This is a genomic window from Endozoicomonas sp. YOMI1, from assembly GCF_024606345.1.
In the GTDB taxonomy this organism is placed as follows: Bacteria; Pseudomonadota; Gammaproteobacteria; order Pseudomonadales; family Endozoicomonadaceae; genus Endozoicomonas.
In genome coordinates this window covers 1-4,003 of the sequence record NZ_JAHHPM010000483.1, presented here as the reverse complement: position 1 = coordinate 4,003, position 4,003 = coordinate 1, and the positions used below count along the sequence as shown (strand labels likewise).

Genomic DNA, 4,003 nt, shown 5'->3' with positions numbered 1-4,003 from the left:
GTCTGGAAGGTCAGTGACAGGCTGTCAGTCAGAAACGAGTCTTTTTCGCTCATGGCTGTTTTGAACGAAACAGACTGGTTCCCTTTGATTAAGGGGGAGTAAACAACCATTGTTGAATGGATATTATAACCAGGCCGTAAATGGCTTTGGGGGCTCTTGTGTCTTTTGGCCAGTTAAAACCATCTCCAGGGTATTAATCATAGTGTCTACCTGTTCTTTCTTTTTGTTCAGCCTGGCTAGCAACTGTTTCTTTTCCTTAAGGTCGCGATCATTTTCACCTGTTGTCGTCATTTCAACATCACCCTTATCATCCACCCCGGTTGGCTCTGGTGTTTCGATGTTGAAAGCACTGATTTTACAGTCCAGCTTTTGAGGAATGACTTTTAATTTTTCCAGCACGGATAATTGAACATCGTCGGGTTGAAAAGAGAGGAAAAACATCATCTGACGAAAAGCATAGGCAATATTTTTATGTTCCTGCAATCTTATCTTATCAGGATTGCCGGGGTTATAGCGTGTACATTTGATCACTATCCAGTCGGCAATTTTGTGGCTCAATTTCTGCCCATCCTTACCTCTCAATTGTTCCGACAGTTTTAATGCCTTGGTCAATGTGGCCAGATTATGCGTGGTGATCACCTGTTGCCACTCAATGACTTTCCCATTTTCGGAGGGCCAAGCGTATTTATGGACATAATTATTATCAGTCCAAGTGTGTATGCGGGCATCACTTTTATCCAGGCATAGATCATAAAGATCTCCAGGTTTTTCAAGATTGGCTATAACTCCGTAATCAAGCCGGTAATATTTTTCATAAAGTGTTCCCTGCATCAGGCTGGCTGCCTGTTTGGCGGCCTTAAGGAATTTTTCAGAAAATCGATTCTGGAATATATCGGTTGCAAGCTCCTCAGTCAGTGGCAGTTGCCCCATAGAGCATTCTGGTAGTTCTTTGATCAATTGACCAAATGAATTGATAAATCTATTGGGCAAAATGGTCTGGGGAAAACAGGTAAAGACTTGAGTAACCATATCAGCGATAAGCTTTTCTGCGTTCTTTACTCTTTTGCCCTGGTCTATGGGAGTAATTGCCTGTAAATGTTTTACCCAGGGCAGTTCTTCCATCCTGACCTGAGATTGCAAATTCAGCAGAAGCAGAGATCGTCGTCTGTTGAAGGCCTGTGCAACTTGTGCGAACAAAGTGGCCAGGTCGGGGTCAAGTATACTGTCACTTCTTACAATGGGTACAATCTCCAGGTATTTGCTGGCCAGTACTTCAGCAGAGGTGATATCTCCCCGTTCAAGCAGTTCACTCAGCGGTCTTGGCTGAAGTGCTGCCAGCAATTTCTTAACCGGTTCGGGCATTCCTGCTACGTCCATTGTCAGGTCGTCCGGTGTTACCTGAACACAGTCTTTTAACGGCTGCAGCTGCCTAATCAGTGACTGGCCTGTAAGACATGACTGTTTGTATTGTTCAAGCCAGCTTTGGCGTTGGTTCAGAGCTTTCTGATACTGTTCAGTTTCAGGCAACCCCTGCTTGCGATGGATATCTGCCAGGGTTTTTCTCAGCGTGGACTGGATTTTTTGAAAACCTTCCGTATCGGAGGAGCACCAACGTTCCGGCAGGTACGCCAGTAATATTTCCAATGAACGTTGCAGAATCCGCTCACTGCCACGTTTGCGGGTAGTGCGGTACATCAATTCGGGGTGTTGCGCTGTTATCTGCTCTCTATCTGCCTGGTACTGTATGGCTTTACCTAACCACTCTGGTGTGACTGTGGCCAGAGGCATGCCGCCGCATAGCTCCCCATCAGTGTTGTAATAAGGCAAATCCCCTTCTACTGTATCCTGGATCAGTGCCAGAAGCCGATCCTTCAGTGGCAGCCACTGATCAAATACCAGTGCATTTTTATCTAATCGCTGCCGGGTAGTGGTTTTGTGTTCAGGGTCAGGGCCAAAACGTTTGTCCAGTTGAGTCAGTACATCTTTCACGCTTTTCATGGCCAGGTTACCGTCCAGTGGCAGTGGCTGTTCGGCAGGTTCAGGGAAAAACCTGACTTTTCCCATAAATGGGGAGATTGTGTTAATCAGATCTTCAGCCCTGTTATCGTGTCCGAACCAGTGAAGCGCCATCAGAATTAACATAACGGCTTCTTCAGGTGCGTTCACACGGTATTTTCCCCTTAGCAGCATGTTGCAGAGACGGGAAGAATGCGGTTCAGTAAACCAGATGCGGTTAAGTGATGACCTGATGTTTTCAAGATCATTGGGCTGATCGCTGGTTACTGATATTCCTAACTGATTGGCCAGTTCTATTTCATAATTACTCAGTGGCCCTCCTGCCGCCAGCTGCCCGCTGGCAAAACCGCCGGTCATTACCACGGGTGTTAACCAAACCGGGGTATTGACAATCGGCGCTCTTGAGCCCGGGGTCAGGGTTCCTGTGATTGTGCCTTGGATAGTTTGCAATAATTGCTCTATTTTCGATATGGCACGGCTGCGGGTAACCGGGTCAACATGTTCCGATGTAGCCGTCGTTCCCGCTTTAAATAACAGACCGGAAAGGTAAGGAATACCGGTTGTACTTGAGATACTGCCGTATTGATTGAGGCTGGTGGCCGGTTGAGCCTCTGTATCATTTGGCGGGCATAATTTTCCTGAGGCCATGGCAGCATTGCTTATGGAGCTGCCATTGAAGGAGCCTGAGGATGAGTTTGAGATGGAAGCACCAACGATTTGGTGGACAAGATTTTGGTTTGAATGAGTGAATGATTCCGCACGATTCATACAGACTCCGATTTAGTTTTTCAGGTGCCGCCAATAGGTAATTTCAGTACGATCCATTGTTCTTTCACGTTCTTTCGACCTTAGATTGATCGTATTTAATTAAGTTCCCTGCTTTGTTTAATTCATCAGTCCCAATGACGCCACCGGTGTCTGGGGCAGAGACTGGCACATTACCCCGGAAAAAATGTTAAATACCCTTCATCAAGCGCAACTATGAGGCAATAAGTGTTTTCGCTTTCGTTGGGAATTAAATCGATAAAGGCAAACTGAAAAGCTATGCTGACGAAAAATCTCAACGGGTGTAAATATGATGAATAGTTCATTAGAAACGGCTAGCTTTTCAGGTTCTGATCAATGTGCTGATCGGGCAACAGTGCCAGCAGTAAATCAGAAAGGTATCCTTTCAAAGTTTAAAGTTTCAAACGCGGGAAAAAATATTCTCGATGCCATTTTGAATTATAAGCATAACAGGGTGGATGTTTCTTCGGCTCCTGCTGTAGATGCCTATAAATCACTCAGTGACCGAGAAGTTGAGTTATTTGAAAATGTATTAAACAACTACCTGCCCCACTTTTTGGATAAACAAAACCATGCCGGGATTCAACCTCAAAATGATTTTTTTGTGAATTTTTCCCAATATCAGTTGGTTTTGAAGTTAGAAAAAATGGTTTAGATAACCGTCAAAAATTGCCTGCAGGACAGTGAATTATCGATCGCCGGGCAACCTGAATGTTCAGACTACAACACCAAAGCCTGCAGCCCCGGATGACACTCAGACACCCCCCACACCTCAGGCAACAGCCCAGTCATCATCCCATGAACCGGTTGCCCCTGCCCCCAAAAAAGTCCGGTTTTTGACCCAACCAGCGAATATTGCCCCGGTAAAATCACAGCCAGAGCCTTTGGTAACAAATACCCATAATCCGGGAAATGATGGCACATTTGTGCGGCCAACTGTGCAAAACAGCCCTGAAAGCTGCTCGGTGGGTACCGGGAGCCACCTTGGGAACTGTCCTGAAATAACTTCCACATTTCCGATGTTGCCCAGTGAAGAAAAAACCTTGCCACTGAGTCACTGAGGCACTGAGATAAGAAAAAAACTTTCCTCTGTGACTCCGTGTCTCCGTGGCAAAAAGAGGAAGTTATTCAGGGACATTTCCTTAGTGTTTCAGCGCAGCCTGATAAGTAGTTGGCCAAATGGAATCGTATATTTCTGGCT

At 45.8% G+C, this 4,003-nt stretch carries 3 protein-coding genes; 2 read left to right on the top strand and 1 reads right to left on the bottom strand.

All coding sequences use genetic code 11. The features are described from left to right. Nucleotides 1-123: 123 nt before the first annotated feature. Nucleotides 124-2,784 (bottom strand): hypothetical protein, encoded by a 2,661-nt coding sequence (locus tag KDK15_RS16965; protein WP_257296573.1) that lies wholly within the window; start codon nucleotides 2,782-2,784, stop codon nucleotides 124-126. Between the two features lie 307 nt (nucleotides 2,785-3,091). On the opposite strand from KDK15_RS16965, the gene KDK15_RS16960 reads away from it, so the two are divergent. Further along, nucleotides 3,092-3,457 carry a hypothetical protein gene (locus KDK15_RS16960; RefSeq protein ID WP_257296572.1) on the top strand — a complete coding sequence of 122 codons (366 nt, stop codon included), beginning with the start codon at nucleotides 3,092-3,094 and terminating at the stop codon, nucleotides 3,455-3,457. 28 nt (nucleotides 3,458-3,485) lie between these two features. Further along, a complete protein-coding gene (locus KDK15_RS16955; protein ID WP_257296571.1) occupies nucleotides 3,486-3,863 on the top strand; it encodes a hypothetical protein in 378 nt (125 codons plus the stop codon). Nucleotides 3,864-4,003: the final 140 nt, after the last annotated feature.

Coding starts and splice junctions, on each gene's coding strand:
- KDK15_RS16960 (WP_257296572.1), top strand. CDS start 3,092: ATGATGAATAGTTCATTAGAAACGGCTAGCTTTTCAGGTTCTGATCAA.
- KDK15_RS16965 (WP_257296573.1), bottom strand. CDS start 2,784: ATGAATCGTGCGGAATCATTCACTCATTCAAACCAAAATCTTGTCCAC.